The organism is Streptomyces anatolicus (genome assembly GCF_019400875.1).
In the GTDB taxonomy this organism is placed as follows: Bacteria; Actinomycetota; Actinomycetes; order Streptomycetales; family Streptomycetaceae; genus Streptomyces; species Streptomyces anatolicus.
Map to the genome: position 1 here is coordinate 1 of NZ_WMBF01000032.1, position 26,825 is coordinate 26,825.

Annotated in this window: 27 protein-coding genes; 15 read left to right on the plus strand and 12 right to left on the minus strand. The window is 71.9% G+C overall.

Annotated features, from left to right (window positions below; translation table 11 throughout):
- The coding region (locus tag GKQ77_RS05860; RefSeq protein WP_219687633.1) for a TauD/TfdA dioxygenase family protein at positions 1-294 on the plus strand (294 nt) is incomplete at its 5' end.
- A 36-nt stretch (positions 295-330) separates the two neighbouring features.
- Here the strand turns inward: GKQ77_RS05860 and GKQ77_RS05865 are convergent.
- Positions 331-852, minus strand: coding sequence for a GNAT family N-acetyltransferase (locus tag GKQ77_RS05865; protein WP_372459835.1), 522 nt, complete (start codon positions 850-852; stop codon positions 331-333).
- A 180-nt stretch (positions 853-1,032) separates the two neighbouring features.
- Between GKQ77_RS05865 and GKQ77_RS05870 the strand changes: the two genes are divergently transcribed.
- On the plus strand, positions 1,033-2,253 hold the full coding sequence (locus GKQ77_RS05870; RefSeq protein WP_219687635.1) for a CaiB/BaiF CoA transferase family protein: 1,221 nt from the start codon (positions 1,033-1,035) through the stop codon (positions 2,251-2,253).
- A gap of 47 nt (positions 2,254-2,300) precedes the next feature.
- Positions 2,301-2,717 (plus strand): YunG family protein, encoded by a 417-nt coding sequence (locus GKQ77_RS05875; RefSeq protein ID WP_219687636.1) that lies wholly within the window; start codon positions 2,301-2,303, stop codon positions 2,715-2,717.
- Positions 2,718-2,843: 126 nt separating this feature from the next.
- Here GKQ77_RS05875 and GKQ77_RS05880 read toward each other — a convergent pair whose 3' ends face one another.
- The 3 genes from GKQ77_RS05880 to GKQ77_RS05890 form a co-directional block, all read right to left on the minus strand.
- Positions 2,844-3,284 carry a subtilase-type protease inhibitor gene (locus GKQ77_RS05880; protein WP_219687637.1) on the minus strand — a complete coding sequence of 147 codons (441 nt, stop codon included), beginning with the start codon at positions 3,282-3,284 and terminating at the stop codon, positions 2,844-2,846.
- A gap of 289 nt (positions 3,285-3,573) precedes the next feature.
- On the minus strand, positions 3,574-4,716 hold the full coding sequence (locus tag GKQ77_RS05885; RefSeq protein ID WP_219687638.1) for a diaminopropionate ammonia-lyase: 1,143 nt from the start codon (positions 4,714-4,716) through the stop codon (positions 3,574-3,576).
- Between the two features lie 4 nt (positions 4,717-4,720).
- The gene (locus tag GKQ77_RS05890; RefSeq protein WP_219687639.1) at positions 4,721-5,164 is read right to left on the minus strand and encodes a DUF3093 domain-containing protein; all 444 of its coding nucleotides are present in this window, start codon (positions 5,162-5,164) and stop codon (positions 4,721-4,723) included.
- A gap of 129 nt (positions 5,165-5,293) precedes the next feature.
- On the opposite strand from GKQ77_RS05890, the gene GKQ77_RS05895 reads away from it, so the two are divergent.
- The gene (locus tag GKQ77_RS05895) at positions 5,294-8,098 is read left to right on the plus strand and encodes an alpha/beta hydrolase family protein (RefSeq protein WP_219687640.1); all 2,805 of its coding nucleotides are present in this window, start codon (positions 5,294-5,296) and stop codon (positions 8,096-8,098) included.
- 166 nt (positions 8,099-8,264) lie between these two features.
- Positions 8,265-8,762, plus strand: a complete 498-nt coding sequence (locus GKQ77_RS05900; RefSeq protein ID WP_219687641.1) for a GNAT family N-acetyltransferase — start codon at positions 8,265-8,267, stop codon at positions 8,760-8,762.
- Here GKQ77_RS05900 and GKQ77_RS05905 read toward each other — a convergent pair.
- Together GKQ77_RS05905 and GKQ77_RS05910 are read right to left on the minus strand one after the other, a co-directional pair.
- Positions 8,670-9,563 carry a slipin family protein gene (locus tag GKQ77_RS05905; RefSeq protein ID WP_219687642.1) on the minus strand — a complete coding sequence of 298 codons (894 nt, stop codon included), beginning with the start codon at positions 9,561-9,563 and terminating at the stop codon, positions 8,670-8,672. The two genes, GKQ77_RS05900 and GKQ77_RS05905, sit on opposite strands and share 93 nt — an antisense overlap.
- Before the next feature lie 99 nt (positions 9,564-9,662).
- Complete coding sequence (locus tag GKQ77_RS05910) at positions 9,663-10,496, minus strand: hypothetical protein (RefSeq protein ID WP_219687643.1); 834 nt, start codon at positions 10,494-10,496, stop codon at positions 9,663-9,665.
- Between the two features lie 150 nt (positions 10,497-10,646).
- Between GKQ77_RS05910 and GKQ77_RS05915 the strand changes: the two genes are divergently transcribed.
- On the plus strand, positions 10,647-11,378 hold the full coding sequence (locus GKQ77_RS05915; protein ID WP_219687644.1) for a class I SAM-dependent methyltransferase: 732 nt from the start codon (positions 10,647-10,649) through the stop codon (positions 11,376-11,378).
- A gap of 49 nt (positions 11,379-11,427) precedes the next feature.
- On the opposite strand, the gene GKQ77_RS05920 is transcribed toward GKQ77_RS05915, so the two are convergent.
- Together GKQ77_RS05920 and GKQ77_RS05925 are read right to left on the minus strand one after the other, a co-directional pair.
- Positions 11,428-11,904 (minus strand): VOC family protein, encoded by a 477-nt coding sequence (locus GKQ77_RS05920; RefSeq protein WP_219687645.1) that lies wholly within the window; start codon positions 11,902-11,904, stop codon positions 11,428-11,430.
- A gap of 88 nt (positions 11,905-11,992) precedes the next feature.
- A complete protein-coding gene (locus tag GKQ77_RS05925) occupies positions 11,993-12,772 on the minus strand; it encodes an arylamine N-acetyltransferase family protein (RefSeq protein ID WP_219687646.1) in 780 nt (259 codons plus the stop codon).
- A gap of 414 nt (positions 12,773-13,186) precedes the next feature.
- Between GKQ77_RS05925 and GKQ77_RS05930 the strand changes: the two genes are divergently transcribed.
- Positions 13,187-14,365, plus strand: coding sequence for an epoxide hydrolase family protein (locus GKQ77_RS05930; RefSeq protein WP_219687647.1), 1,179 nt, complete (start codon positions 13,187-13,189; stop codon positions 14,363-14,365).
- A 300-nt stretch (positions 14,366-14,665) separates the two neighbouring features.
- Positions 14,666-16,885: an MMPL family transporter gene (locus tag GKQ77_RS05935; protein ID WP_219687648.1), complete on the plus strand. Its 2,220-nt coding sequence runs from the start codon at positions 14,666-14,668 to the stop codon at positions 16,883-16,885.
- 30 nt (positions 16,886-16,915) lie between these two features.
- Here the strand turns inward: GKQ77_RS05935 and GKQ77_RS05940 are convergent, their stop codons facing one another.
- A complete protein-coding gene (locus GKQ77_RS05940; protein ID WP_219687649.1) occupies positions 16,916-17,332 on the minus strand; it encodes a winged helix-turn-helix transcriptional regulator in 417 nt (138 codons plus the stop codon).
- A gap of 105 nt (positions 17,333-17,437) precedes the next feature.
- Between GKQ77_RS05940 and GKQ77_RS05945 the strand changes: the two genes are divergently transcribed.
- Both GKQ77_RS05945 and GKQ77_RS05950 read left to right on the plus strand, forming a co-directional pair.
- On the plus strand, positions 17,438-18,247 hold the full coding sequence (locus GKQ77_RS05945) for an NAD(P)H-binding protein (RefSeq protein ID WP_219687650.1): 810 nt from the start codon (positions 17,438-17,440) through the stop codon (positions 18,245-18,247).
- Positions 18,248-18,359: 112 nt separating this feature from the next.
- Positions 18,360-19,223, plus strand: coding sequence for a peptidoglycan recognition protein family protein (locus GKQ77_RS05950; protein WP_219687651.1), 864 nt, complete (start codon positions 18,360-18,362; stop codon positions 19,221-19,223).
- 68 nt (positions 19,224-19,291) lie between these two features.
- On the opposite strand, the gene GKQ77_RS05955 is transcribed toward GKQ77_RS05950, so the two are convergent.
- On the minus strand, positions 19,292-19,681 hold the full coding sequence (locus GKQ77_RS05955) for a Dabb family protein (RefSeq protein ID WP_219687652.1): 390 nt from the start codon (positions 19,679-19,681) through the stop codon (positions 19,292-19,294).
- Between the two features lie 78 nt (positions 19,682-19,759).
- Here GKQ77_RS05955 and GKQ77_RS05960 point away from each other — a divergent pair, with 78 nt between their 5' ends.
- Genes GKQ77_RS05960 through ulaA form a run of 3 tightly spaced genes read left to right on the plus strand, consistent with a single transcriptional unit; the run spans position 19,760 to position 22,792 of the window.
- Positions 19,760-20,386: a TetR/AcrR family transcriptional regulator gene (locus GKQ77_RS05960; RefSeq protein WP_219687653.1), complete on the plus strand. Its 627-nt coding sequence runs from the start codon at positions 19,760-19,762 to the stop codon at positions 20,384-20,386.
- 43 nt (positions 20,387-20,429) lie between these two features.
- Complete coding sequence (locus GKQ77_RS05965) at positions 20,430-21,206, plus strand: PTS sugar transporter subunit IIAB (RefSeq protein WP_219687654.1); 777 nt, start codon at positions 20,430-20,432, stop codon at positions 21,204-21,206.
- A gap of 23 nt (positions 21,207-21,229) precedes the next feature.
- Positions 21,230-22,792, plus strand: coding sequence for a PTS ascorbate transporter subunit IIC (gene ulaA, locus GKQ77_RS05970; protein ID WP_219687655.1), 1,563 nt, complete (start codon positions 21,230-21,232; stop codon positions 22,790-22,792).
- Positions 22,793-22,807: 15 nt separating this feature from the next.
- On the opposite strand, the gene GKQ77_RS05975 is transcribed toward ulaA, so the two are convergent.
- Both GKQ77_RS05975 and GKQ77_RS05980 read right to left on the minus strand, forming a co-directional pair.
- The gene (locus GKQ77_RS05975) at positions 22,808-23,371 is read right to left on the minus strand and encodes a DinB family protein (protein WP_219687656.1); all 564 of its coding nucleotides are present in this window, start codon (positions 23,369-23,371) and stop codon (positions 22,808-22,810) included.
- A gap of 89 nt (positions 23,372-23,460) precedes the next feature.
- Positions 23,461-24,315 carry an endo alpha-1,4 polygalactosaminidase gene (locus GKQ77_RS05980; protein WP_219687657.1) on the minus strand — a complete coding sequence of 285 codons (855 nt, stop codon included), beginning with the start codon at positions 24,313-24,315 and terminating at the stop codon, positions 23,461-23,463.
- A gap of 297 nt (positions 24,316-24,612) precedes the next feature.
- On the opposite strand from GKQ77_RS05980, the gene GKQ77_RS05985 reads away from it, so the two are divergent.
- Both GKQ77_RS05985 and GKQ77_RS05990 read left to right on the plus strand, forming a co-directional pair.
- Positions 24,613-25,215 carry a hypothetical protein gene (locus GKQ77_RS05985; RefSeq protein WP_219687658.1) on the plus strand — a complete coding sequence of 201 codons (603 nt, stop codon included), beginning with the start codon at positions 24,613-24,615 and terminating at the stop codon, positions 25,213-25,215.
- A gap of 238 nt (positions 25,216-25,453) precedes the next feature.
- Positions 25,454-26,788 carry an ABC transporter substrate-binding protein gene (locus GKQ77_RS05990; protein WP_219687659.1) on the plus strand — a complete coding sequence of 445 codons (1,335 nt, stop codon included), beginning with the start codon at positions 25,454-25,456 and terminating at the stop codon, positions 26,786-26,788.
- The last annotated feature ends 37 nt before the right edge of the window (positions 26,789-26,825 follow it).

A 26,825-nucleotide genomic window follows, 5' to 3' on the forward strand; every position in this document is an offset into this window, starting at 1 on the left:
CCCGTCACCCACCCCGTGGTGCGCACGCACCCGGAGACCGGGCGGCGGACGCTCTTCGTCAACACCTCCTTCACCACGCACATCGTCGGCATGGACCGGGACGAGAGCGACCGGCTGCTGGGCTTTCTCGTGCGGCAGGCCCATGTGCCGGAGTACCAGGTGCGGTTCCGCTGGCAGGCGGGCGATGTCGCGTTCTGGGACAACCGCGCCACCCAGCACTACGCCGTCGACGACTACGCGCCGCATCGCCGGGTCGCGGAGCGGGTCGCGATCGCCGGCGACCGCCCGTACTGACGTCGGCCCGCGCCGAAACCTCGTTCCGCGTCGGCCTCAGCCCCGCAAGGCCAACTCCCAGCGGGTCTCGCCCTCATGGACCACGTCGGTGGCGGCGAGACCGGCCGCCGCCGCGACGGCCGCGGAGGCGGTGTGATCGGGATGGACATGCGCGACGACCGTCCGCGCGCCTTGCGATGCGAGCCAGGCCACCAGGCCCCGGGCGGCCTCCGAGGCGTATCCGCGACCCTGCCAGGGCGTCCCGACCACCCAGGCGATCTCGGCGAGGGGCCCGTTCGCGCCGGGGGTGATCGTCGCCTGTACGGTCCCGGCCAGGCGGGGCGGTCGGGCGTCGCGGAGCCGGATGACCCAGTTGCACCAGGAGACGCCCGGTTCGGGCGGGCCCGCGAGTATCCGCCGGTAGCGCTCGCGCAGTGCGTCGGCGTCGGCGGGGGAGCCGCCGATGAAGGTGTGCAGGGCCGGGTCGCCGAGTACGACCGCCATCTCGTCGGCGTGCTCGACGCGGAGCGGTACGAGGTCGAGCCGGGCCGTGCGGATCCGGGCGGGGGAGGGGTGCATGGCGGTCATTGTGCGGGAGCCGGCCGCTCAGGGGTCCGGCACCTCTTGACCGGGCGATCATGCGGCTCCTAGCCTCACGGATCACCGGTACCGGTAGCGGTAGCGGTACTGATTCCGATACCGGTACTGATTCCGATACCGATCCGACGCCGCGATCGCGCATACGAACTGGGGCCCCTGATGACGACCCCGCCCGCCGCACCACACGCCTCCGGTGGGGCCCTCGCCGGACTCAAGGTGCTCGATCTGTCCTGGGTCCTCGCCGGGCCCTACTGCGCGCAGATGCTCGCCGACCACGGCGCCGACGTCATCAAGGTCGAACCCCCGGCCGGTGACGAGACCCGGGGCTGGGGGCCGCCGTTCGTCGCGCCGGACACCTCCGCGTACTACCAGAACCTCAACCGCGCCAAGAAGAACATCGTCGTCGACCTGTCCGTGCCCGGGGGGCGCGACATCCTCGACACCCTGCTGTGCGGCACCGACGTCCTCGTCGAGAACTTCAAGGCGGGCACCCTCGCCAAGTGGGGCTACCCCGACGAGGAGCTGCGCCGCCGCTTCCCCGCCCTCATCCACTGCCGCGTCACCGGCTTCGGGACCGACGGTCCGCTCGGCGGGCAGCCCGGTTACGACGCCGTGCTCCAGGCGTACGGCGGTCTGATGAGCGTCAACGGCGAGCCGGACGGGCCGCCGCTGCGCGTGGGCGTGCCGGTCGTCGACCAGGTCACCGGCATCCTCGCCTTCTCCGGCATCCTGCTCGCCCTGCACGAACGCCACCGCTCGGGCCTCGGCCAGCTCGTCGACTGCACCCTCCTGGACACCGCGGTCAGCCTCCTCCACCCGCACTCGGCCTCGTGGCTCGCGAGCGGCACCGTGCCCCGGCGCACCGGCTCCGCGCACCCCACGATCGCCCCCTACGACTCCTTCGACGCCGCCGACGGGCCGGTCTTCGTCGCGGTCGGCAACGACCGGCAGTTCGGCGCGCTCACCGACGTGCTCGGAGTACCGGGGCTCGCGGCCGACCCCCGCTTCCGCACGAATCCGGAGCGCGTACGCCACCAAAGGGCCCTGCGCGCCGCCCTGGAGGAGGCCATCGCCGAGCGCGCTCGCGCCGAACTGGCCGCACAGCTCACCGCCCGTGGTGTCCCGGCCTCGCCGGTGCACGACGTCGCCGAGGCGCTGACCTCGCCGCAGGTACGCCACCGCGGCCTGGTCGTCGACTCCGGCGACTACCGCGGACTCGCCTCGCCCATCACCCTCTCCCGCACCCCGGCGCGGGTGCGCCCCGAGGTCCGGGCCGCCGGCGCGGACACACGCGACGTGCTCGACGCGGCGGGATACGACGGCGAGGCCATCGACAGAGCGGTCGACGACGGCGTCATACGACCGGCGGACCCTCCCTGAGCTGCGGGGACGGCTGATTGTCAGTGGCGGGTGCGAAGGTGACCGCCATGACACCACTGCTCCTGAGCGACATCGAGACGGCTGTGCGGGGTAGTTGGGGCGCGGATACCTACCCGCCGGACTCGACGAGCCCCTGGCCGCCCGACAACCCCGCCCGCGGCCAGTGCGGAGTCACCGCGCTCGTCCTGCACGACCTGCTGGGCGGCGACCTGATGCTCGGCGAGGTCCGCGTCGACGGTGTGCGCGTCGACTACCACTGGTGGAACCGCCTGGGCGCGGACCTGGAGATCGACCTCACCCGCGGGCAGTTCGCCCCGCACGAGATCGTGACCGAAGGCACTATCACCGCGAGACCACCGGAGATACGCCGCTGCCGCGAGGAGTACGAACTGCTGCGCACCCGCGTCCTGAAGCGGCTCGCCGAGCTTGCCCGGGGCCGGGGCGCGGACGCGGAGGTGCCGTGAGGGTCGGGACAAAACACTACGGCCCCCGGTGTCCTAGGACACCGGGGGCCGCCCCGCGTCCCGGCTGCCTTCCCCCACGAAAGGTCACCGGGACTCCCCTGAGTGTGGATCAGGGTTCAGATCTCGTCAGAAGGACAATGTGGCACCCTCCCCGAGACTCGCCTTCATCGTGCACCGGTTGGGGAAGGTGGCGGCCCAGCTGACGTGCTTGCCGTTCCAGACGCCGTTGACGGTCACCGTGACCGGTCGCCACTCCTTGGTGCAGATGGCGTCGGGCCTCTCGTTCACGAGGTTCGCGAACTGGCCTCCCACCTTCGTGAGTTCGGCACACGCGGCGGCCGGCGAGGGGTGGCTTCCTGCGGGCCGGGGCGCGCAGGTCAGCGTCACGGCGCGCTCGACCGCCGCGGAGTTGGCGTCCTCGCCCTGGCCAACCGTGAGCACCAGGGCAGACGGCGCGTAGAGGCTCTTGGGCCCGGGGGCCTCGGCCTGCGCGGTGCCTGATGTCGCGGCGAGGACGCAGGTGGCCGCCGCAGCGGTTGCCCCAATCGTCCTGAGGGTGCGACGCATGGTGGACTCTCCTTCGCTCGATGCGGTTGATGACTGCGGTGGGGAGTCTTGCCGGTGCGGAGAGTGAGTGCCATCCGGATGGTCGATTTCCGGATGTGTGCGTCCGGTGCGCGGTGCCCGTACGGGCGTTCGGGCAGCTCAGGAGCGGTGGGGTGGCCGTACGAGGGCTGTCCAGCATGTGGACTTTCGCGATTGGTATAAACGCTAACTACGCTCTGACCTGCGGAAATAAGAAATTGGTTCTTCCTTCGACCACTCGCATCGACCGGAAATCATCGCTGAACCGGGGTTAAATCGGGCCCTCCCGCGTCCTCTCCGCCCGTGACGGGTTGGCCGCCGTACCCTCGGTACTGATCAGTACGACGGTCGAAGCGGGCCCCAGACCCAACTCGCCCCGGCGCTCCGCGCTTCCCGCGCCGCTGAGGGCGGCGCGCACCCCGGCGAGGGAAGCGGCGCCGCACGGCCCGGAGGGGACGCCCAGGGCGGCCAGGTCGCGCTCGGCCGCCGCGCCGGCGACCTCGCTGACGGCCACCGCCGCGTCCAGGCCGTCGCGCAGCACGGGCCAGGCGAGCGAGGAGGGCGTGCCGCAGTTGAGCCCGGCCATCGCGGTGACGCCGGTCGTGACGCTGGTGAGGCGCCCCGCGCGGAGGCTGGCCAGCACGCAGGCGGCCGCCTCGGGTTCGACCGAGAGGAGCGCGGGAGGCGGGCCGGCCGTGGTGTCCGGTCGGCCGCGGTAGTGCGTCACGGCGGCCTGGGCGAGCGAGCCGACGCCCACGGGGACGGCGACCAGGGAGGGGTACTCGGCGCCCGCTGCGGCCAGTTGGGCGTCGACCTCGGCGAACAGCGTCTCGTACCCCTCGACGATCAGCGCGGGAATCTCCTCGTAGCCGTCCCACGCCGTGTCCTGGATCAGCAGCGCGCCCGGCGCCCCGGCCGCGTCCGCGGCCCCGCGCACCGCCGCGTCGTAGGAACCGGCCACGGCCGTGACCTCGGCGCCCTCGCCCTCGATGGCGGCCACCGCCGCCGGGTGGACGCCCTCGGGCACGAAGACGTGTGCGCGCTGGCCGAGTTGCCGCGCCATCCTGGCCACGGCCCGGCCGTGGTTGCCGTCGGTGGCGGTGACGAGGCACAGCGGCGCCCGGGCCGAGTCCGCCACCGTGCCGTTCTCACGCTCCGCCAGGATCCGGTGGATCGCCCAGGACGCGCCGAGCGCCTTGAACGCGGGCAGGCCGAGCCGGGCCGACTCGTCCTTGACGAAGACACGGGCCACCCCGAACTCAGCGGCCAAGGCCGGCAGTTCCCGCAGGGGCGTGGGTGCGTAGTCAGGCAGGGCCGTGTGGAACGGGTGCGCCTTCGCCGTGGGCGGCGCGCAGGTCCACTTCCGCGCGGTGGGACGCGCGTACCAGGGAAGGGAGGAGGGGTTTTCGGACACGAACTCAGCTCCGCGAGAAGGCCAGGACCGCCGCCAGGTTCATCGGCTGCCGCGTCGAGACGTAGATGTACGGTGCGCCCCCGTAGGAGTTCCGCAACTCGATGCGGAGCGCGGTCGGGACGTAGGAGCGCAGGAGCAGCAGCGCGTACGGATTCGCCCTCACCGTCCGCCACTCGAAGGCCTCCCGCTCGTCGAGGATCTCCGTCATGCCGAGCGCCTCGATCGGGATGGTCCGCTTGCCGACGACGAGGGAGCCCGGCGTCACGAGGATCCGCACCCTGCCGTGCGCGTGCACGATCGCGGCGGCCACCGCCATGCCGAGCGTGGCCACGGTCGCCGCGGCGACCGCACCGAAGGGAATCGCCCCGACCGCGAGTCCGGCTCCGCCCAGCACCACCAGGGCCCACCAGGAGCGGGGCACGCTCAGCCGCTCTTCGTAGATGTGCATGACCGAATCCTGGCAGGAGAGCCCACCGCCGCGAACACAGGGTTCGTCCAGAGGCAACGCGAAGGCGCTGGTTGCCGTCCTCGAAGAGGCAAGAGGGGCACATGAGTTCGTTTGTGTGTCCTGTGACGAATGATCAGGAGGAGGACCACTTTGAGACGTGTCTCAAGAGTGGCGACCACAGCGCTCGCGGTACTCGCGCTCGCGGCGGCGGTGTCCCCGGGGGCCGCCCACGCACTGCCGACCGCCGACGCCCCGCCACCCGCGTCGCCCACCCCGCCCGGCGACGACGACCGCCTTCCCGAGGGCTGGCGGCTGGCAGGCGAGGGCAGCGGCAGGGAACTGGTCTGGGCCTCGCCCGAACCGGTGCCCATGGGAGACGCCCGCGTCGAGTTCTACTCCGGGGACAAGCTCCTCGGCAGGCCCGACGCCGCGCAGGACCGCCGCTCCTTCCGGCTGCCGCTGAACGGCGCGCGCCTCGGCTCCGTGAAGAAGCTGCGCGTACTGGCCGGCGGGCGGCGCCTGGACGAGGCCGGATCCGGTGCCAAGCCGAGCACGCCCCGCCCGGTGTCCCCCGCGGCCCTGCCTCCCGCCAACGAGGTCGACCCCGGCAAGGCGGGCCGCTACCGCACCGTCAGCGGCGCGTACACCCTCAAGTCCGAGCGGCTGCCCGGCTTCCCGGAGCCCGTGGAGATGCGGGCCCACGTCGTCGGCCCCGCCGACGCGCCGGGCAAGCGCCCGCTCGCCCTGTTCCTGCACGGCCGCCACTACACCTGCTACGGCGCCGGGGACGGCGAGGGCGGCGGGTGGCCCTGCAAGGCGGGCACGAAGCCGGTGCCGAGCCAGGACGGCTACAAGCGGGCCCAGAAGCTGCTGGCCTCCCAGGGCTACGTCACGGTCTCCATAGCCGCCAACGGCATCAACGGCCAGGACCACCTCGCCGAGGACGGCGGCGCACAGGCCCGCTCCTCGCTGGTACGGCTGCACCTCGCCCGCTGGGCGGACTGGGCCGAGCAGCGGGAGACCGCCCCGAAGGCCGTACGCGACATCGCGCCCCCGGACCTGCAGCGGGTGCTCCTCGTCGGCCACTCCCGCGGCGGCGAGGGCGTCAACAGGGCCGCGCTCGACAGCCTCTACGCACCCCCCGCCGACCAGGACGGCTACCGCGGTCCGGTGCGCTGGAAGATACGGGGCAACGTCCTGATAGGCCCGACCATCTTCGGGCAGAACCCGGCACCCGACGTCCCCTCCGCGACGATCCTGCCCGGCTGCGACGGAGACGTCTCCGACCTCCAGGGCGAGATCTACGTCGACGGGACGCGCCGCGTGAGCAGCGGCACCGCCCTGCACAGCGCGCTCTACATGGTCGGCGCCAACCACAACTTCTTCAACAGTGAGTGGACTCCCGGCCAGGCGAAGGCGCCCGCCCAGGACGACTTCTCCTCCGAGGGCTCGGATCCCGTGTGCTCGCCGGGCAAGGGGACCCGCCTGACCGCCAAGCAGCAGCAGGCCGCGGGCGCCACGTACGTCGCCGCGGCGGCCCGGCTGTTCGTCGCGGGCGACGACCGGGCGCGTCCTCTCCTGGACGGCTCGAACCGCCGTGCGCCCTCGGCTGACCCCGCCCGTGTGCTGAGCCACGCCGTCGGCGCGCACCGCACCGAGGCCTTCCTGCCGGACTCCTCGACCAAGGTCACGGGCGGAAAGCTGTGTGCCCAGGTGGCCCCGGACGCGGCCCGCGCCTGTCTGCCGCCGAACGTGCGCGGAGCCTCACCGCACTTCGCCGGGTGGGAGATCTCGCCCGAGCCCGGCCGTGACGCGGTGGCGATGCGCTGGACGCGGGCGGGCGGACCGGTGCGGGTGACTCCCGCGCGTCCGGTGTCCCTGGCCGGCGCCAAGGACGTGGCGCTGCGGGTGATCGTGCCGCCCAACAGCACCGGCACCCGGTTCGACGTCACGCTCGCCGACACGGCGGGCCACCGCGTGAAGCTCGGCAGCACCCGCGTCGACGGACTCCCCGGCAGCGGGCAGACCGCCTCCTACTGGGGCCGCGAGGTCCGCGTGCCGCTGACCGCGCAGGCCAGGGAGAAGCTGGACCTCAAGCGGGTCAAGACGCTGGAACTCATCCCGCGCAGCCGCTCGGGCAAGGCCTGGCTGATGGACGCCTGGGGCTGGCGCCCGGGCACCCCCGACGTGGAGCCGGCCTCCCTGCCCCGCGTCGACATCGGCCGGCTGACCGTCGACGAGGGCGACTCCGGAACCCGCACCTACCACGTGCCGGTGCACGTCTCGGGCAAGGGCAGCGGCAAGGTCAGGCTCTTCGCGCCCGAGCCCGGCTCGGACGAGGTCAAGTACCGCACGGTGACGGTGCGCCCCGGCGCCCACGACATCGACGTGCCGGTCGAGGTGAAGGGCGACACCCGCTACGGCTACGACGTCGCCCACGACGCGTTCGCCAAGGCGGTGCGCGGCGCCGTGGTCGGCTCCCACCACGGTGGCGTGACGGCACGGAACGACGACCCGATGCCCAAGATCACTCTGAAGCCCGTCGCCGACAAGGTCACCGAGGGCAAGCCGCTGAAGTGGCGGATGACGCTGGCGGAGCCCGTCGACGTGGACATCATGGCCGGGGTCGCCTTCCTGCCGGTCGACAGCGGCGCCGAACTGTCCACGCTCGACGTGGACCCGCGCTGGCTCGAGGGGGAGGCGGGCCAGGAACCCCGCCCCAAGCGCGCGCTCTCCAAGATGACCGAAGGCGAGTCGCTGTTCCTCAGCGTGCCCGCGGGCAAGAAGAGCGTCGAACTGCGCGTGCCCACCATCAAGGACACCGCACGCGAGCCGGACGAGTCCCTGAAGGCCCAGCTGTTCCCGTACGACCAGAACTGGGAACCGCAGGACGGCGGTCCGGTGGTCACCGGCACGGTCCGGGACGCCCGGTAGCGTGAAGGGGCGGCCAACTCGGCCACAAGCGGTTGAGTTGGCCGTCCCTGACCAACACAGCGCAAATCCGGGCGAGTTGGCGGTCCCGGCACGACCACCCACGTGAGGTGCCGCGGGTGCCGGGCCCGGATCCGGCCACCGGTGGCCGGATGCGTAAGGTTCCTCCATGCCCCCACTCTCGAACGCCCCCGAACTCCAGCTCCTCGGGCCCGCGCACGCGCCCGCGCTGCTCGCCTTCGAGCAGGCGAACCGCGCCTACTTCGCCGCCTCCGTCCCCGACCGCGGCGACGACTACTTCCGTGACTTCGCGGCACGCCACAGCGCCCTGCTCGCCGAACAGGCCGCGGGCGTCTGCTTCTTCCACGTGCTGGTGGACGACGCGGGTGAGGTGCTCGGGCGGGTCAACCTCGTCGACGTGGCCGACGGCAGTGCCGAACTCGGCTACCGCATCGCGGAGCGCGCCACCGGCCGGGGCCTCGCCACGCGTGCCGTCCGGCAGGCCTGCGACCTCGCCGTCACCGCGTACGGCCTGACCGAACTCCGCGCCGCCACCACGCTCGACAACCCGGGCTCACGAGCCGTACTCACCCGCACCGGCTTCGTGCCCACCGGTGACATCCGGCTCGACGGCCGCCCCGGCACGAGCTACCTGCTGTCGCTCTGACACCTCGGGCTCCCGCCCGCCGCCGGCCCGCTCCGGCAGGGGCTGCTGGGCCCGCTCCAGGAAGCGGAGCAGTTCCACGGGGAAGGGCAGGACGAGGGTGGAGTTCTTCTCGGCGGCGACGGCCACCACGGTCTGCAGCAGCCGCAGTTGGAGCGCGGCGGGCTGCGTGGACATCTCCTTCGCCGCCTCGGCGAGCTTCTTGGACGCCTGGAGTTCGGCGTCGGCGTTGATGACGCGGGCCCGCCGCTCGCGGTCGGCCTCGGCCTGCCGGGCCATGGACCGCTTCATCGTCTCGGGCAGGGATACGTCCTTGATCTCGACGCGGTCGATCTGCACGCCCCAGCCGATGGCCGGGCTGTCGATCATCAACTCCAGGCCCTGGTTGAGCTTTTCGCGGTTGGAGAGCAGATCGTCCAGGTCGCTCTTGCCGATGATGGAGCGCAGCGAGGTCTGCGCCATCTGCGAGACCGCGAAGCGGTAGTCCTCCACCTGCACCACCGCGTTGGCCGCGTCCACCACCTTGAAGTAGATGACCGCGTCCACCCGCACCGTGACGTTGTCCCGCGTGATGCCGTCCTGAGCGGGCACCGGCAACGTCACGATCTGCATGTTCACCTTGCGCAGCCGGTCGACGCCCGGGACCACCATGGTGAAGCCGGGCCCCCGCACACGCCCCGAGAGCCGGCCCAGGCGGAACACCACGCCACGCTCGTACTGCTTGATCACGCGGGCCGCCGCCAGCGCGTACACGAAGCAGCCCGAGGCGACCGCGGCACCTGCTGTCAGCAGCTCCTGAACCATGGCGGGACCCCCTGGCGTCCGAGTCGGCCATTGATTTCACGATATGCCCGCATATGTACATCGGTCGAGCCCCGGGCGGCCCTGCGAACCCGTGGGCGGTCAGTCCGTGCGGGGCCGGGACTCGTGCAGCCGCGTGTGGTACCAGCCGTCGGACTCGTGCCCGGTGGGGTCCTCACCGGCCAGGATCACCTGCCGCACGGCGTCCCGCCGCTCCTCGGGGCTGGTGAAGAGCCGCTGCGGATAGGTCCGCGACATGTCCGTGACGGTCTCCAGACCGTGCTCGGCCAAGGTCGCCGCGATCTTTCCGTACGCCACGGTCCGCAGCGCGAACGCGCTCACCCACACCGGCGTCCGCGCGCACCCGAGCAGCGCGTCGAAGGTGCGGTACGAGATGTAGCCGATACCGCCGGTAACGGTGATCAGCCCGGCGCGGGCGGCTGCCCGGCACAGGCCGGGGCTGGGCGGGACCCGCTCCAGATTCTCGGCGTACGCCTCGTCGAGCAGACCCGCGTCCAGGGCGTAGCGGGTGGCGTTCGCGGCAGTGTCGAGCCCGATGACCGGCGTGGCGTCCGGGCGGCGCCGCGCGGCGTAGAACTGCTTGTCGCACTCGACGAGTTCGTGCGGGCTGAGCGCGGCGCTCTCGGCGGAGGTGTAGTGCGCGTACAGGTCGGCGAGCGTGAGGTCGTGGTTGAGCAGCGCCGCGTTGATGCCGTAGGAGCAGCACACGTCGAGGACCGTCACCGGGCCCGGATCGTCCGCGAGGCGGGAGCGCAGCTCGCGCGTGCGGCGGAAGACCGCCTGGGCGTGCTGCGGGATCTCGTAGGCGTACGGCTGAAGCGTGCGGAAGTACGCGCGCGGGTCCGGCTGGTCGTAGATGTCGTCGAACCGGGTCTTGCCCGATGCGGTCCTCGTCCTGTGCCGGTCTGTGGCCATGGGGCACCTCCGGGAGTGGGGAAGGGTCTGGGGCTGCCGTGCACCTCTACCCGACCCGTGCCGCCCCCCGGTAGACCTCCTGGCGGTAACCGGCCACGGCGCGACCCGGCCGCGCCGCCCCGGGCCGCCTTCCTGACTACCCTGGAGCCGATGTTCACCTCCCAGGGTCCCACGCTGCGCGAGCTGGCCGTTCAGGCGCTCTCCTCCACCGAGCACGGCTACGACCTGCTCGCCCCGAAGTTCGACAGGACGCCGTTCCGCACGCCTGGCCGGTTCCTGACCGCGACCGCCGACGCGCTGCGGCCGCTCGGCCCCTTCGACGCGGGCCTCGACGTGTGCTGCGGGACCGGCGCCGGCGTGGAGACGCTGCTGCCGCTCTGCCGCGGGCGAGTCACCGGCGTGGACTTCAGCGCGGGGATGCTGGCCGCCGCGGCGGGCGCGGTGGGGGAGGCCGGCCGGGGCGGGCCCGCGGTCGACTGGGTGCGGGCCGACGCCCGCGCGCTGCCGTTCGCCGGGGGCTACGACCTGGCCGTCAGCTTCGGCGCGTTCGGCCACTTCCTGCCCGCCGAGCGCCCCGCCCTGTTCTCCGGCGTCCACCGGGCGCTGCGCCCCGGCGGCCTCTTCGCCTTCCCGATCGGCGCCCCGCAGCCCGTCACGTCCCCGTGGTACTGGGCGCTGCTCGGCTTCGACGCGATGATGCGCGTACGGAACCTGCTGTGGCGGCCGCGCTTCGTCATGTACTACCGCACCTTCGCGCTGGGCGGGGTCCGCGGGGACCTGGCCGACGCGGGCTTCGACGTGCGGCTGCTGCCCCTGGAGGAGTTCGGCAGACGCCCCGACGGCAGCCCTCGCTGGCGCCTGGTGGTGGCGCGCAAGGTGTGAGGGGGGCCGCCCGCTCCGCCCACCAGGTCGGCGAAGCTCGCCGTTCCGCTTACGCCGTGCCGTCGGCCGCCGCGTGCAGGGCGGCCACGTCGAGCTTCTTCATGCCGAGCATCGCCTGCATGGCGCGCTGGGCACGCTCCGGGTCCGGGTCGGTCAGGAGTTTGGGGAGCGCGGCGGGCACGACCTGCCAGGACAGGCCGTACTTGTCCTTGAGCCACCCGCAGGGCCCTTCCTCGCCGCCCTCGGAGAGCTTCGCCCAGTAGTAGTCGACCTCCTCCTGGTCGGCGCAGCCGATGGAGAAGGAGACGGCCTCGTCGAAGGTGAAGTCGGGGCCGCCGTTGATCGCCGTGAAGCGTGCGCCGTCCAGCACGAAGTCCACAGTCAGCACGGTGCCGGCCGGGCGCGGGGCGCCCTCTCCGTAGTACGAGACGTCCTTGATCTCGGAGTTCGGGAAGACAGAGACGTAGAACTCCGCGGCTTCCTGGCTCTCGGTGTCGAACCAGAGGTTGGGTGTGATCGTGGGCATGGCACTCTCCTGTCGCGTGGCCGAAGCTCTCTCTGTGAGGACCTCTCTATAGGGACCGTCGCACCGCCCGGAACTCATCGCGACACGGTCACCGGACTTCCCGTACGCGCGGCTCCTCCACCAGGCGGATCCCGAAGTGCCGCTCGTACGCCGCGAGGACCTCCGCCTCCGTGGCCAGCTCGGTGATCCGGCGCTCACCGTCCACCGTGGAGGTGAGGGTGCGGCCGCTGAGCGTGACCCGCCCGTCGCCCGTGATGATCGTGCAGACCAGCGACCGGGTGAAGTGCGATGCGGGCGAGGTCCGGTGGTACCAGGCACCGCTCGTGAAGTCGTCCAGCGCGCGCGGGCGCGATTCGAGCAGATACTGCCGCTTGCCGTCCTTGACGACCTCCAGATCGCCCTCCGCGCGCTCCACTAGGCGGAACGTGCCGCCCGGGTCGGCCTGTTCACCCCGCTCCCCGAGGGCGAGCGGCAGATGGCTGTGGGCGCCGAAGCCGACGTCCGCGAGCCAGTCCCCGCCGTCCCGCGTGCGTACGCGCAGCGCCAGATGGTCGTAGGGGATGCCGAGCCGTTCGTCGTCGTAGACCCGGGCCTGGAGCAGCGTGACGTCGAAGCCGAGGGCCGCGAGAAGAGCGGCGAACGCGCCGTTGAGCTCGTAGCAGAAGCCGCCTCGGCGCGCCTCCACCACCTTCGCCACCAGGGCCCGCGCGGTCAGCTCGATCTCCTCGCCGAGATGGATCGACAGATTCTCGAAGGGCACACTGCGCAGATGCGCGAGATGCAGCTCGCGCAGGGCGTCGGAGGTGGGCGCCACGGGGCGCGCGGCGCCGATGCGCCGCAGGTAGGCGTCGGTCTGTTCGGTGTCCATGGGGCCAGTGTGCTGGGGGAGCGGTACCCGGTCCACGGACCTCCGTCGGCGCCCGCACCGGACGTCGGTCCTAGGACTCCCGGACGACCGCTTCCCGCCCGCCTCCGGCGCGTCAATTCCCGGATGCCGTACGCCAGTACGTGTGTATAGTCGCCGACATGCGCATGCGCCTCATGAGGCGCGGCGCCGCTCGAGACAACCAGGAGGTGAGCCCGATGACCACGCAGCACCAGTGCCAGCACCAGAACCAGTGCCAGTACCCGTACTCCACCCGGGCCCTCCTGACCGCAGTCCGCGTCTGACGCCTGCCTCTTCCGCATCACCGAGGCCGCAGACGCCTCCGCCCAGGAGCGCACCGCCACCGCGTACGCCCACCGCGCACGCGCACTCCTGAGCGAAGGAACCAGAACACCCGTGCACACCACCTCCTCGCAGGCCCCTGTCCGTGACTTCCAGGTCTCCGTCCCCGACGACGTCCTGGACGACCTGCGCACCCGCCTGCGGCGCACCCTCTTCACCACGGCCACCGACCCGACGTACTGGGCGGCGGGCACCGACCCCGACTACCTGCGCGACCTCGTCACCTACTGGGCGGACGGCTTCGACTGGCGGGCCGCCGAGACCGCGCTCAACGCCTTCCCGCACCGCGTCGCCGAAGTCGCGGGCGCGCCCGTCCACTTCGTCCACCTGCGCGCGCCCCGCCCCGACGGCGCCCCCGCGCCGCTGCCGCTCATTCTCAGCCACGGCTGGCCCAGCAGCTATGTCGAGATGCTGGGCCTCGCCCGACGGCTCGCCGACCCCGGCGGCCACGGCGGCGACCCCGCCGACGCCTTCGACGTGGTCGTGCCCTCGCTGCCCGGCTTCCTCCACTCCGGGCTGCCGAAGGGGCCGTTCACCCGCGAGGGCGTCGCCGGCATCTGGCACGCCCTGATGACCGAGACGCTCGGCTACCGGCGCTTCGGCGCCTTCGGCGGTGACATCGGGGGAGGGGTCACGCAGTGGCTCGGCGCCCGCTTCCCCGGCGAGGTCGCCGGTGTGCACATCACCTCCGCGGTGGTCTCCGCCGACTTCGCCGCGGCCCCGCCGACCGCCGAGGAGCAGGCCTACCTCGACCACCTCGACGCGTACGACGCCACTGACCAGGGCTACAGCGAGATCATGTGCACCCGGCCCGACACGCTCGCCGCCGCGCTGCGGGACTCCCCGGCCGGCCTGCTCGCCTGGATCATCGACAAGTACCGCGACTGGAGCGACTGCGACGGCGACCTCGAGACCCGCTGGGACAAGGACACCCTGCTGACCGTCGCCACCCTCTATTGGGCCACCGGCAGCATCGGCTCGTCCTTCCGGCAGTACTACGACTACGTACGGCACAACAGGCCGGTGCCGCCCATCACCGTCCCCGGAGCGGTCACTCTCAGCCATGAGCCGGCCTTCGCGCACTACCCGAAGAGCCTCGCCGAACGCGTCTTCACCGACCTGCGGCACTGGAGCACGCCGCACAACGGCGGGCACTTCATGGCACACGAGGAACCCGAGCAGGTCGCGCGCGAGCTGCGGGACTTCTTCCGCCCGCTGAGGGCCGACGGCTGATCGGCCACGGTCGTGGCCGGTGAAAGGGAAGCGAATGTTCCGCGCCAATGACGGCGGGACTGTTGACACGTGACTGCACCCTGTGAACGAGACGGGGTGAGCGGCTCTCCTCCCAAGGGATGACATGCCACCGGGCGCAGTACACCGACCGTGGGCCGAGAGTCCGGCCCGCAGTCGGACTCCCGCGCCGTCAACGGCGGTGACTATGGAGGGGCATCCTGCTGGACCCCCTGACGTGCGCGCATCGCGCCGAAGGGGGTCACTTCCTGCCTGCCCAATCCGACGGGGGTCCCTTTCGCCGTGGCTACGTTCCTGTACAAACTAGGCCGCCTCGCTTTCCGGCGACGCCGTTACGTGGCGTTGCTCTGGGTGGCGCTCTTCGTAGGTGCGGGAGTCGCCGCGTCGACCGCTCCCGCCGCGCCCGAGGACTCCTTCTCGATGCCGGGTACGGAGTCGCAGAAGGCCTTCGACCTCCTTGAGGAGCGCTTCCCGGACGCCAGCGCCGACGGCGCCAGCGCCCGTGTGGTCATACGCGCCCCCGAGGGCGAGAAGATCACCTCCGCCGACTCCAAGGCCGAGGTCGCGAAGATGATCGCGTCCATCGGCAAGGGCTCGCAGGTCGCGGGCGTCGAGGACCCGTACAAGAAGAAGACCGTCAGCAAGGACGGCACCACCGCGTACACCTCGGTGACGTACAAGGTGGCCGCCCCCGAACTCACGGACAAGTCGCGCGACGCCCTCACCAAGGCCACCGACGAGACCCGTGACGCGGGCCTGACCGTCGAGACCGGCGGCGACGCCGTCATGGCCGAGCAGGAGATGGGCGGCAGCGCCGAACTCATCGGCATCGCCATCTCCGCGGTCGTCCTGATCATCACCTTCGGTTCGCTGGTCGCCGCGGGCATGCCGCTGCTCACCGCGATCATCGGCGTCGGCATCGGCATCTCGAGCATCACCGCCCTCGGCAGCGTGCTCGACCTCTCCGCCACGACCTCCACGCTCGCGATGATGATCGGCCTCGCCGTCGGCATCGACTACGCCCTCTTCATCGTCTCCCGCTACCGAGCGGAGATAGCCGAGGGCCGCACCCCGGAGGACGCGGCGGGCCGGGCCACCGGAACCGCGGGCTCCGCCGTGGTGTTCGCCGGACTCACCGTCGTCGTCGCCCTCTCCGGCCTCGCCGTCGTCAACATCCCGATCCTCACCAAGATGGGCCTCGCCGCCGCCGGCACCGTGGTGGTCGCCGTCCTCATCGCGCTCACCATGATCCCCGCGCTGCTCGGCTTCGCGGGCCGCAAGGTGCTGCGCCGCAAGGACCGCAAGAAGTCCGCGAGTGAGCTGCGGGACCCGAACGCCAAGCCGAAGCTCGGCACCCGCTGGGCGCGCTTCGTGCTGCGCCGCCCGCTCGCCGTCCTGCTCGTCGCGGTCGTCGGCCTCGGCGCGATGGCGATCCCGGCCACCAGCCTCGAACTGGGCCTGCCCGACGAGGGCACGGCGGCGCCGGACAGCACCCAGCGCAAGGCGTACGACATGTTGTCGGACTCCTTCGGCGCGGGCTTCAACGGCCCGCTGATGGTCACCGTCAGCAAGGACTCCGGGGTGGCGGACGCCGCCAAGACCGTCGGCGAGAAGCTCGCCAAGGTCGACGGCGTCGTCGCCGTGACGGACCCGATGCCCAACAAGGGCGACAACACCGCGATCATGAACGTCGTCCCGGAGACCGGGCCGAGCGACCACAAGACCGAGGAACTGGTCAAGTCGATCCGTTCCAGCGCCGAGGAGATCGGGACCGACACCGGCTCCGAGATCCTCGTCACCGGCCAGACCGCGATGACCATCGACTTCTCGCAGACCCTGGACGACGCGCTCCTGCCCTACCTGGGCCTGGTCGTCGGCCTCGCGTTCCTGCTCCTGATGCTCGTCTTCCGCTCGATCCTGGTCCCGCTCAAGGCGGCGCTCGGCTTCCTGCTCTCGGTGGCCGCCGCGCTCGGCGCGGTCGTCGCCGTCTTCCAGTGGGGCTGGCTCGCGGACATCGTGGGCGTCGACCAGCCCGGCCCGATCATGAGCATGATGCCGATCTTCATGATCGGCGTGGTCTTCGGTCTCGCGATGGACTACGAGGTCTTCCTCGTGACCCGGATGCGCGAGGCGTACGTCCACGGGGCGAGCCCCGGCGAGTCGGTCGTGACCGGCTTCACCCACGGCGGACGGGTCGTGGCCGCGGCCGCGATCATCATGATGAGCGTCTTCTCCGGCTTCATCATGGAGAACGACGACATGATCAAGATGATGGGCTTCGGTCTGGCCGTCGCCGTCCTCTTCGACGCCTTCGTCGTCCGTATGGCGATCGTCCCCGCCGTGCTCGCGCTGCTCGGCAAGTCCGCCTGGTGGCTGCCGCGCTGGCTCGACAAGGCGCTGCCGAACGTGGACGTGGAGGGCGAGAAGCTGCACAAGGTCCTCGGCGACACGGTCACGCCCGACGCGGAGACCGACTGGGAGCTGCAGCCCGTCGGCAGGTGACACCGCACTGCCCGCTCAGTCGTTTTCGGCTTACTGCCGCTGCGCCGCGTCGTACGAGGCGCGGGCGGCGGCGATGGCGGGCCGGTGGCCGATCGACCAGTCGGCGAGCGCCTTGATCAGGTGGGTGAGGCTGTGGCCCAGCCCGGTCAGCTCGTACTCGACCTGGGGCGGGATCGTCGGATACACCGTGCGCTTCACCAGGCCGTCGCGCTCCAGGCGGCGCACGGTGACGGTGAGCATCCGCTGCGAGATGTCGCCGGGGATCCTGCGCTGCAACTCCTTGAACCGCAGGACGCCCGAGGCGAGTTCGACCACCACGTACACGGACCACTTGTCGCCGAGCCGGTCCAGGACGTCCCTGACCCCGCACTCGTCCTGCGGCGTCGCACAGCTGATCACCGGGTCCGTGGCCGCGGGGGTGGTTACCGCGGTGTGCCCTGCTGACATTCAAGTGCCTCCTTACGCGGTGTGATCACCGCCGCCGATGATGGTTCCGGGGCCGCCGCTCAGCGGCCCACGAAGACGAACCACTCACCACGGGGGAACCATCCCATGCTCATGATCACCGGCGCCACGGGCGCCCTCGGCAAGCTCGTCAACGCCCGCCTCGCCGGCCGTGACGACGTCGTCCTGGGCACGCGAAGCCCGGTGCCCGCAGAGCGCCGCGTCGACTTCGACGACCCGGCGTCGCTGGACTTCACCGGCGTCGACACCCTCCTGGTGATCTCCGCGGGCGCCGCCGAGGACGACGTCGTCATCGCCCGCCACGACGCCGCGATATCCGCCGCCGAGAAGGCGGGCGTGCGCCACCTCGTCTACACCAGCCTCAGCGGCGACGGCGACCACCTCACCTACGCGCTGGCCCACCGCTGGACCGAGCGCCGGCTGCGCTCCTCCTCGCTGCGGTGGACGGTGCTGCGCAACGGCCTGTACGCGGAGTTCCTGGCCGCGATCGCGGCACCCGGCCCCGACGGTACGATCGCCGCGCCGCTGGGCACCGGCCGCCTGGCCGCGGTGGCCCGCGAGGACCTGGCGGAGGCCGCCGCCAGGGTCGCGACGGCCCCGACCGCCCACGCGGGCCGCACCTATGAACTGGTCGGCGAACACGCCCTCGGCGGCGCCGACCTCGCCGCCGCGCTCGGCGGCTCGTACGAACCGGACTCCCTCGCCGCGACCCGCGCCGCTCTGATCGGGGCGGGCCAGGCGCTGCCGTTCCAGGTGCCGATGCTCATGAGTACGTACTCGGCGGTCGCCGGCGGCTTCCTCGACGGCACGTCCATCGAACGCAACGATCTGCGCACCCTGCTCGGCCGCGAGCCGCGCCCGGCGATCGAGGCGTACGTGCGCGCGGTGCGGGGCTGACGGCCCGCGCACCCTGGAGATACCGGCCCGGCGCCGGAGTTGACACGCCCCCCGTTCCTCCATGTGCCGCATCCGGCAGGACGAGCCGCCGGTTCCGGCGGAGAGTGGCGGCATGCGTGTCCTTCCCGCACCGCCCGTGCGCCGCGTGCCGCGCGCGGTGCGGGTGGCGCTGTGCTGGCTGCCGGGCACGGTCGCCTGCGGGCTGCTGCTGGCCTGCGCGGCGGGCATCGACCCCACTCTCCCCGAGGTGACGGGCGGTGACAGCAGGGCGTCCGCGCCGACGGTGCTCGCCGGGCGCCGTTCCCTCATGCCCGCCGCCGCGGTGCCGGCGCGCCGGGCGTCCACGGCGTACCGGGCGCCACGCCCGCGCATCGTGCCCCGCGAGGCCTGGCTGCCGCCGAAGGCCCCCGCGCCGCCGCCCGCGCGCTACGCGGACCGCGTGGACGCCGTCTTCGTCCACCACACCGACTCCCCGAACCGCTACGCCTGCACCGACGCACCGCGCATCATCCGCGCCCTGTACGCGGGGCAGGCGGGCAGCAGGAAGTGGGACGACATCGGCTACAACTTCCTCGTGGACCGCTGCGGCACGGTGTACGAGGGGCGCGCGGGCGGCACCGAGCGGCCCGTCGTCGGCGCGCACACCCAAGGCTTCAACCGGCGCTCCACGGGCGTCGCGGCGATCGGCACGTTCACCGCGGGCACACCGGTGCCGAAGGCCATGACGGACGCCATCGCGGGCCTCGCCGCATGGAAGCTCGGCCTGTCGGGCATCGATCCGCGCGGCGCCGCCCTGCTGGTGTCGACCAACAACCTGAGCAGGTTCCCCACCGGCACCGACGCGCTCCTCCGGGCGGTGGCGGGCCACAAGGACGGCTACGCCACGCACTGCCCCGGCGCCGCGCTGACCGCCCAACTCCCCACGATCCGCGAGACCGCGGCCCGCCTCCAGGGCCGCCAGGCCGCATCACCCTGACCGAACCCGAGGCCCCGGCCGCGCACATGCCATCGACTCCGAGCCGGGCCCCCGGGTCACCGGGCCCGTCAGGCCGCGAGCAGCGGGCCGAGTTGGGCGGCCCACTCCGGGTAGAGCGCGACCTTCTCCTCGTGCAGGGCGAGGATGTCCGTGCCCAGGGTGGGCGTCATGTCGTCGGACAGGTCGGGGCCGATGGCGATCCTGGCCAGATGGGGCATGATCTGCGGGTCGCCGGCCAGGTGGACCGGGTCGTGCATATAGCGGCGCAGGGCCTGCATGTCGGCGATGCCCACGCAGTAGGCGTGGGTGAACCCTTCGGGGTCGGTGAGGCTCTGACCCACCGTCGAGAACGAGACCGACTCGACCGAGGCCGTGCGCCGCATCACCGCGAGTACATGCTCGCGGTCCTCCTCGGTCGCGGTCTCCTTGAACGTGAAGCGCAGCATGTGGACGATCACCCGTGTCCCACCCCTCGATTAATTGAACCAATGGGTTCAAAGATGTGTTCTGGCTGGTTCAGTCACTACACTGAACCCATGGGTTCAGAAGTGTCAACCGGCAGCGGCCGTACGGCCCGTGGGCGGATCGAGCGGCGGCAGGCGATCCTCGACGGCGCGTTCGCGGTCTTCGCGCGCCGCGGCTACGCCCAGACGTGCGTGAAGGAGATCGCGCAGGAGGCGGGCGTCGCGAAGCCGACCGTCTACAACCACCTCGACGACAAGGAGAGCCTCTACCGCGAGGCCGTGGAAATCGCCGCCGACCGGATCGGCGCACGGAGCCTCGACGTCGTCGAGCGGCTGCGCGAGGTCGCTGCGGACAGCGACCCGTGCGCGCCGCTCACGGCCGTGGCCCGCGACCTGCTGCGGGTGTTCAGCAGCCGAGACGCCCGCGCCGTACGACAGCTGGCCAGTGCCGAAGCGGCTCAATTCCCCGAGCTGGCGGCGAGCGTACGCGCGCGCACCACGCTCCGGGTGTGCTCCGCCCTCGCCGACCGGCTGGCCCGGCTGGCCCTCGCCGGCCGCCTGCGCCCGTGCGACCCCGAGGTCGCCGCCGAGCACTTCCTCTCCCTTCTCACCGGCCCCTTGGAGTACCGCCCCGACGCCGACCCGGACACCGTCGCGGCCCAGGCGACGGAGGTGTTCCTCCGGGCCTACGGCAAGTGACCGGGGCGACCGGCCCAGGAAGGCGTCGGCGAGAATCATGCGCATGGCAGCGCTGAACGAGATCCTCCCCGTGGAAGCCGTCCTCCTCGACGCCCCGGCTACCGACTGGCGCGAAGCCCTCCGGCGCGCCGGTGACCTGATGGTCGCCACGGGCGCCGCCACAGAGACGTACACCGGCGAGATGATCGAGAACGTCGAACAGAACGGGCCGTATTTCGTCATCGCACCCGGCCTCGCCTTCGCACACGCCAGGCCCTCACCGGCGGTCCTCGCCACCGGCATGTCCTGGGTGCGGCTCGCGGCGCCCGTGGAGTTCGGGCACGAGGCCAACGACCCCGTCGACCTCGTCGTCGGCCTCGCCGCGAAGGACGCGTCGGAACACACGGCGGCCATGGGCGCCCTCGCCCGGCTCCTCGCCGACCCCGACACGGCGCGCGCCCTGCGCGAGGCGGCCACCCCGCAGGCGGTGCACGCTTTGCTGTCCAGCGGACCGGAGAGCGAACGCCCCCGGAGGACGGCGCGCGGCGGAGGTGACCCGCACAAGATCCTGACCGTGTGCGGCAACGGCGTCGGCACGAGCCTGTTCCTCAAACAGACCCTCGAAGGCGTCCTGGACCGCTGGGGATGGAGCCGTTACGTCACCGTCGAGGCGACGGACACCATCTCGGCCAAGGGCAAGGCGAACGAGGCCGTCGCCATCCTCACCTCGCGGGAGATCGCCGCGACGCTCGGCGACGTCGGCGTGCCGGTGAAGGTCGTCGAGGACTTCACCAGCGCGACCGAGGCCGACCGCGTCCTTCGCGACACCTACGACGTCTGACGACCCGGGCAAGGAGAACCACCATGGACTGGCCGGTGTCGAGCGCCGAGTTCCTCGTCAACGAAATCCTCAGCCAACCCGCGTACCTCATCGGCCTCATCACCGCCGCCGGCCTGATCGCGCTGAAGAAGCCCGCCGGGCAGGTCGTCGGCGGCGCCATCAAGGCGACGCTCGGCTTCCTGCTGATCGGGGCGGGCGCCACGCTCGTCGTCGGCGCCCTCGCCCCGCTCGGCGAGATGATCCAGGGCACCACCGGCGCACACGGCGTCATCCCCACCAACGAGGCGATCGTCGGGATCGCGCAGGAGCGGTACGGCGCCCGCGTCGCCTGGCTGATGATCCTCGGCTTCGCCGTCAGCCTGCTCCTCGCCCGCTTCACGCCCCTGCGCTATGTGTTCCTGACCGGGCATCACATGCTGTTCATGGCCACCCTGTTGACGATGGTGCTCGCCACGGCGGGCCAGGCGTCGTGGGCCGTGGTCCTCGTCGGCGGTGTGCTGCTCGGCATTCTGCTGGTGGCCCTGCCTGCCTTCGCGCACCCCTGGACCAAACGCGTCACCGGCAACGACAGCGTGGCGATCGGCCACTTCGGCACCGCCGGGTACATCGCGGCGGGCGCCACGGGCCGGCTGGTGGGCCGCCGCAGCCGCAGCACGGAGGAGATGAACCTCCCCGAAGGCCTGCGCTTCCTGCGCGACTCGATGGTGGCGACCGCTCTTTCCATGGTCCTGATCTACCTCATCATGTCGCTCGCCTTCCTCGGCAAAGCCGGCAAGGAGGCCGCGTTCAAGGCCTTCGGCGAGGACGGCGCGGCGGGCGTGAGCGGCGTCGGCGACTACGTCATGGAGTCCGTGATGCAGGGCCTGCAGTTCGGCATCGCGGTCGCCGTGATCCTCTTCGGCGTCCGTACGATCCTCGGTGAACTCGTCCCCGCCTTCCAGGGCATCGCGCGCAGACTGGTCCCGGGAGCGGTGCCCTCGCTCGACGCGCCGATCGTCTTCCCCTACGCCCAGAACGCCGTCCTCATCGGCTTCGTCTCCAGCTTCATCGGCGGCCTCATCAGCCTCGGCCTGCTCGCCTGGATCTTCCACCCGGCCTTCGGGCTCGCCCTCGTCCTGCCGGGGCTCGTCCCGCACTTCTTCACCGGAGGCGCGGCGGGCGTCTACGGCAACGCGACCGGCGGCCGCCGGGGCGCGGCCCTCGGCGCCTTCGTCAACGGCGTCCTGATCACCTTCCTGCCCGCGCTGCTCCTGAAGGTCCTCGGCGCCTTCGGTGAGGAGAACACCACCTTCGGCGACGCCGACTTCGGCTGGTTCGGCACGCTCATCGGGTACGCGGCCAAGGCGGGGGAGGTCGGCGGCGTCGTCCTGATGCTGCTGCTCGGCGCGGCCGTCCTGCTCGGCGCGGTCGTCTTCCAGAAGCGGGTCGTGGAGACCGGCTGGGACCCGGGCGCCCACCGCGACGCCCTCCTGCCACCGCGGAAGACCCCGCCCCCGGCGGCGGCCGGCGCACCGGCGGCGTACGGCAAGATCACGCCCCCGCGCGGGGCCCCGAAGCCGCCTCCGCCCCCGGAGCGGCAGAGCTGAGCCGGCAGGGATCCGTCACTGGCCCACCCGCCCGTCGACGCACTCGCGCAGCAGGTCCGCGTGCCCGCAGTGGCGGGCGTACTCCTCGACCCTGTGGACCATCAGCTCCCGCACCGCGATGTCCTTCCTGCCCACGCGTTCGCCCAGGTCCGGACAGGCGGCCAGCGCGGAGTCGAGCGCCTGCTGCTCGCGCTCCAGGTCGGCGAAGGCGGCGTCGACCACGGCCTGTTCGGCGACCGCGCCCTCGAAGTCCGCGTCCTTCTCGCCGTACAGCCTCGGCAGCGGCTCGCCGACGCTGATCCAGTTGCGCCAGTCCCGTTCCACCTCGGCGAGGTGCCGCACCAGGCCGAGCAGCGACATCGTCGACGGCGGAACCGACCGCCGGGCCAGCTGCTCCGCGTCCAGACCCTCGCACTTCATCCGCAGGGTCAAGCGGTAATCCGCGAGGAAGTCCAGCAGGGTCGCCGACTCGCCCTCCGGAGCGGCCTTCTCGCTGTTGTTACGGGGGTCGTCGTCGGGGTCCGCCCACATGTCGGGGTAGACGGTCGCCTGGGTCCATCGCGCGGGATGCTCGCTCATAGGCTCATGCTGGTGCGCGAAAGCCTGGGCCCGCCAGCGCTTTTCCGCGGCGGCGGATGCGGTGGCGGAGTCGGAGGCGTCGGCGTCGGCTAGCAGTGCCGGTATACGTGGCCGGCCTCGCCCGCGGGGAGTACGTCACGGTCGCGCAGGGTCACTGAGAGCTTCTTGCCCCGGGCGCGGCAGGCGGCGGTGAAGTCCTTCGTCGCGTACTCGATGTCGAAGACCTTCCCGTCATACGCCGCCTCGTAGGCGCCGCACTCCTTGTAGCGGGCGCACTCCTCGGTCACGGCGAAGTCGAAGCCGATGGTACGGCGGCGCTCCAGCAGGTCGGTGGTGTTCTTCTGGGCGATGGCCAGGCCCTCGGCGTGGGCGCGGCGGGCGAGGAGCCGGGCGAAGGCCGCCGCGTCGTCGGCGGTGAGCAGGCCTTTGGAGCGTTCGTAGGAGTCGAGGTTGTCGGGCTCGACCGCGTCGAAGCCGGCCTTCGCACAGCCGTCGATCCACCCGCCGACGACCTTGAGGAGCGCGGAGCGCTTGCCCCGGGTGGAGATGTCGAGCAGCGGTTCCTGCCAGTCCTCGTCGACGACCGTCCGCCCCTTTTGATCGCGCAGGATCAGATCGGGGTGTTCGCGCTGCCACCAGCGGGCGGCGTCCTTGCCGGGCTGGGCCTGGAAGGCGTTGACGTAACAGATGTTGTAGCGGCCGGGCGCGGGGTCGGCGCCTCGGTCGCGTGAGACGGCCCGGACCTTCGGCGGGGGCGGGTAGGCGCCGCCGAGTTGGTAGTCGAAGGCCGCGTCCACTGGGGGCAGGCGGACGGCGTCCCCGGAACCGGAGGAACCGGAGGGCCGGGGCCCGTCCTGGTCGGCGGCGTCGGACGAGCACGCGGCAAGCGGGCCGATGAGGGCGAGCAGGGCGAGCAGAAGCGCGCCGCCGACGCCGGTGCGCATGGGGCCAGAAGAGCGGTTCGGGCTGATGGGCCTGCTTGTTCCGGTCACCGGAGAAGGATCGCAGCCCTTCGCCGCGAATGGTTCGCCGGGCCCCGGGGCATTCAGGACGGGCCACGAAAGCAGACACCGGAATGGCGCCCATTGGGACTTTGCAGCCAAACTTTGACGATTTAGCCTATTTAAAGACATTTGATCATTCGTCGGAATGTGGAGCGCCTCGCGCCTCGCTAAGTTGAGGGCTGTCAGGCGGAGAATTTCTCCGCTTGTACAAACCGAAGGAAGTACCCCATGCGCTCCATGCGCACCACAAACACGGTCCGGACCTTCCTCATCGCCTCGATCGCCGTAGCGGGCCTGACGGTCACTCCCGCCCTCGCCTCCGCCCAGTCGGGTTCGGGCAACGCCCGCACTCTCGGCGCCAACGGAGCCCCAGGCGCCAACGGCGCCAACGGGATCGGAACCCTCGGCGGTATCGGTGGCCTCGGCGGCACCGGTGGCGCCGCGGGCGCCAACGGCAACGGAGGCACCGGCGGCGCCGGCGGCAACGCCACCGGCATCGCGAGCGTCGGCGGGGCAGGCGGCACGGGCGGTGCCGGTGGCGCCAACGGAAACGGCGGCAACGGAGGTTACGGCGGAGAGGCCAAGCTCGGCGGCACCGGAGGCAAGGGTGGCGTAGGCGGCGTCGGCGACGCCGGTGCCGGAATCGCGGGCGGCAAGGGCGGCAACGGCGGCGCCTCCACCCTCGGTGGCGGCTTCACGGGCGGCAAGGGTGGCGCCGGCGGCGCGGCCAGCCCCGTGTGTCCCGGCAAGCCCGGCGGTAACGGCACCAACGCCACGATGGTCGCGAACGGCACCACCGGTGCCACTGGGGCTGCCGGCAAGACCACGCTCCCCTGCTGAACACCCACGGTTGACCGTCACACGGTGCGCCCGGCTGAGACTTCTCGGCCGGGCGCATCCACGTGCCGGAGCGTCTGTCAGGCCTGGCTGAACCGCCGCCCAAGCAAAGGGAGTTGGCGACATGGAAGGCTCGCGGACCATTGACAACCGGGGCGCCCGCGGTGAAGCTCCATGACGCCCGTGTTAACGCTAACAAGGGCAAGGCCCGTCTGAGAGGGCACGCCTGAGGGAGTCACCCATGTCAGGTAGTCGACACCGCGCGCCGGGAGCGCCGGGAGCGCCGGAGGCGCCGAGCGCGGCCCCCGGACGCCGTACCGTCCTCCTGGCCGCCGCGGCCACCGCGACCGGCGCCCTCGCCACCGCCTGCGGCACCGCCGAGGGCCAGCCCCCGGGCAAGGTCGCCGTCCTCGGCGACAGCGCGGCCTGGGAGAAGCCGATGGCCGCCGCGGGCGCGGCGATGAAGTCGGTGGCGGCACTGCGCCTGGTGCCCGAGGTCAACCCCTCCCTGGAGTCGTTCGAGCAGATCGTGAAGTCCTCGCTGCGGACCAGCAAGACACCGGACATGCTCAAGTACTGGTCGGGCTACCGCCTCCAGGACCTCGCCCGCACCGGCGGCATCGAGGACCTGACCCGCCAGTGGGACAGCGCCGTCCGCAGAGGCTGGGTCGACCCCTCCTTGCGCGAGGCGTTCACCTACCGTCGGCGCGTCTACGGCCTTCCGATGAACCTCGCCTACTGGGTGTTCTTCTACAACCCCGAGGTCTTCCGCGAGCACCGCCTGAAGGCGCCGGACACCTGGGACGGCTTCCTCACCGCCTGTACGCGCCTGAAGAAGAGCGGCATCACCCCGCTGCACGGCACGGCCGACGGCCGCTGGCCCTCGTTCATCTGGTTCCAGGAGATCCTCAGCCGCCAGGACCCCGCGTTCTACGACGACTTGATGAACGGCCGCGAGCGGTACACCGACCCGCGCGCCGAACGCGCCCTGCGCACCCTCGCGTCCTTCTTCGACAAGGACTGGTTCACGCCCATGGACATGAACCACAACGACGCGGCCGCCGCCCTCCTGCACGGCAAGGTCGGCATGGTGCCCTGCGGCACCTGGCTCGGCTCCACGCTCGCGGCCGCCGGCGGCAGACCGGGCGACAACCTCGGCGCGTTCGTCCTCCCCATGGCCGACCCGAAGACACGCCCCAGCGTCATCTTCGAGTCCAGCGCCCTCGTCGCCACCGTCAAGGGGCCCGACCGCACGGAGGCGTTGCGGGCCACCCGCGCCTGGCTGCACCCGGCCGTCATGAAGGCCTTCTCGCACTCCCTCCAGGACGGCTGCCCCAACCCGGAGGTCGCGGCCGCCAACCCCGTCATCGACTCCCTCGCGAAGAAGGTCCGCGGCGACAAGCTGTGGCTCCTCAACCGCTTCTGGGAGCAGGGCCCGCCCGAACTCGTCGAGGCCACCGTCGACGACCTCGCCGGCTTCCTCCTGAACCCCTCCTCGTACCGCGGGACGCTGCGCACCATGCAGGACCGCGCGGACGAGGCATGGCGGGTGTGGCGCGAGGCGGAGGAGACATGACCGGGACCGCCACCCCAGCGCAAGGCCCCGCCACCCC

Excerpts from the sequence above, each read along its gene's own strand:
- GKQ77_RS05865 (WP_372459835.1), bottom strand. The coding sequence starts at position 852 with ATGCACCCCTCCCCCGCCCGGATCCGCACGGCCCGGCTCGACCTCGTA.
- GKQ77_RS05870 (WP_219687635.1), top strand. The coding sequence starts at position 1,033 with ATGACGACCCCGCCCGCCGCACCACACGCCTCCGGTGGGGCCCTCGCC.
- GKQ77_RS05875 (WP_219687636.1), top strand. The coding sequence starts at position 2,301 with ATGACACCACTGCTCCTGAGCGACATCGAGACGGCTGTGCGGGGTAGT.
- GKQ77_RS05880 (WP_219687637.1), bottom strand. The coding sequence starts at position 3,284 with ATGCGTCGCACCCTCAGGACGATTGGGGCAACCGCTGCGGCGGCCACC.
- GKQ77_RS05890 (WP_219687639.1), bottom strand. The coding sequence starts at position 5,164 with ATGCACATCTACGAAGAGCGGCTGAGCGTGCCCCGCTCCTGGTGGGCC.
- GKQ77_RS05895 (WP_219687640.1), top strand. The coding sequence starts at position 5,294 with ATGATCAGGAGGAGGACCACTTTGAGACGTGTCTCAAGAGTGGCGACC.
- GKQ77_RS05900 (WP_219687641.1), top strand. The coding sequence starts at position 8,265 with ATGCCCCCACTCTCGAACGCCCCCGAACTCCAGCTCCTCGGGCCCGCG.
- GKQ77_RS05905 (WP_219687642.1), bottom strand. The coding sequence starts at position 9,563 with ATGGTTCAGGAGCTGCTGACAGCAGGTGCCGCGGTCGCCTCGGGCTGC.
- GKQ77_RS05910 (WP_219687643.1), bottom strand. The coding sequence starts at position 10,496 with ATGGCCACAGACCGGCACAGGACGAGGACCGCATCGGGCAAGACCCGG.
- GKQ77_RS05915 (WP_219687644.1), top strand. The coding sequence starts at position 10,647 with ATGTTCACCTCCCAGGGTCCCACGCTGCGCGAGCTGGCCGTTCAGGCG.
- GKQ77_RS05920 (WP_219687645.1), bottom strand. The coding sequence starts at position 11,904 with ATGCCCACGATCACACCCAACCTCTGGTTCGACACCGAGAGCCAGGAA.
- GKQ77_RS05925 (WP_219687646.1), bottom strand. The coding sequence starts at position 12,772 with ATGGACACCGAACAGACCGACGCCTACCTGCGGCGCATCGGCGCCGCG.
- GKQ77_RS05940 (WP_219687649.1), bottom strand. The coding sequence starts at position 17,332 with ATGTCAGCAGGGCACACCGCGGTAACCACCCCCGCGGCCACGGACCCG.
- GKQ77_RS05945 (WP_219687650.1), top strand. The coding sequence starts at position 17,438 with ATGCTCATGATCACCGGCGCCACGGGCGCCCTCGGCAAGCTCGTCAAC.
- GKQ77_RS05950 (WP_219687651.1), top strand. The coding sequence starts at position 18,360 with ATGCGTGTCCTTCCCGCACCGCCCGTGCGCCGCGTGCCGCGCGCGGTG.
- GKQ77_RS05960 (WP_219687653.1), top strand. The coding sequence starts at position 19,760 with ATGGGTTCAGAAGTGTCAACCGGCAGCGGCCGTACGGCCCGTGGGCGG.
- GKQ77_RS05965 (WP_219687654.1), top strand. The coding sequence starts at position 20,430 with ATGGCAGCGCTGAACGAGATCCTCCCCGTGGAAGCCGTCCTCCTCGAC.
- ulaA (WP_219687655.1), top strand. The coding sequence starts at position 21,230 with ATGGACTGGCCGGTGTCGAGCGCCGAGTTCCTCGTCAACGAAATCCTC.
- GKQ77_RS05975 (WP_219687656.1), bottom strand. The coding sequence starts at position 23,371 with ATGAGCGAGCATCCCGCGCGATGGACCCAGGCGACCGTCTACCCCGAC.
- GKQ77_RS05980 (WP_219687657.1), bottom strand. The coding sequence starts at position 24,315 with ATGCGCACCGGCGTCGGCGGCGCGCTTCTGCTCGCCCTGCTCGCCCTC.
- GKQ77_RS05985 (WP_219687658.1), top strand. The coding sequence starts at position 24,613 with ATGCGCACCACAAACACGGTCCGGACCTTCCTCATCGCCTCGATCGCC.
- GKQ77_RS05990 (WP_219687659.1), top strand. The coding sequence starts at position 25,454 with ATGTCAGGTAGTCGACACCGCGCGCCGGGAGCGCCGGGAGCGCCGGAG.